The sequence below is a fragment of the Vibrio sp. 10N.222.52.B7 genome, from assembly GCF_041474275.1.
Taxonomy (GTDB): Bacteria; Pseudomonadota; Gammaproteobacteria; order Enterobacterales; family Vibrionaceae; genus Vibrio; species Vibrio crassostreae_C.
This window is the reverse complement of sequence record NZ_JBFRTU010000609.1, coordinates 1-477: the sequence shown is the minus strand read 5'-3', so window position 1 is coordinate 477 and position 477 is coordinate 1. Positions and strand designations below refer to the sequence as shown.

General features: G+C 43.2%; 2 protein-coding genes. Both read right to left on the bottom strand.

Going from position 1 to position 477, the window contains the following annotated elements:
- Positions 1-73 precede the first annotated feature (73 nt).
- On the bottom strand, positions 74-226 hold the full coding sequence (locus AB4512_RS24440; RefSeq protein WP_009844874.1) for a hypothetical protein: 153 nt from the start codon (positions 224-226) through the stop codon (positions 74-76).
- Between the two features lie 88 nt (positions 227-314).
- A partial coding sequence (locus AB4512_RS24435) for a GHKL domain-containing protein (RefSeq protein ID WP_372176072.1) occupies positions 315-477 on the bottom strand: 163 nt, incomplete at its 5' end.

Here is a 477-nt window from a genome sequence, read left to right as displayed (position 1 = left end):
ACTTAGTAAATATCGCTGCTGTCGGGTGTGCCAATACTCACTTATGTTTTGAACTATGCTCTTCCTTAAATAACTAGCTTCTCCAGCTGTTGCCCAGTAACAGTGATACCGCTACCGACACACCTAATGCGATCAATATATTAGGTAAGTACAGCCCCCAAATCGCGACACAAACCGCCACCGTTACCACAGCCCACAACAGTGTTTCTAAAATCCAAGTGCCCATAAAATAACTCCTAACTAGATTGTGCGACTAGCATAACCATGCAAGGGTAAACTTTTGGTCACCATACAATAACCATTTGGGAAAATCGCTACAGCATGACTTTAACGATGAACTCATTGTTGTGAGTTTCATGAGTAAACTGCCAACCTTGGTTCTGACACACGCGATCGATGAGCTCTAGGCCGATACCAAAAGAGGTTTGTTGTTCAGAGTCGTTTGTTAGGTTTTCATCTTCCAAACGGTTGGTTACC

What these genes read in the sequence shown, in the direction of transcription:
- AB4512_RS24440 (WP_009844874.1), bottom strand. Translation starts at nt 226, where the DNA reads ATGGGCACTTGGATTTTAGAAACACTGTTGTGGGCTGTGGTAACGGTG.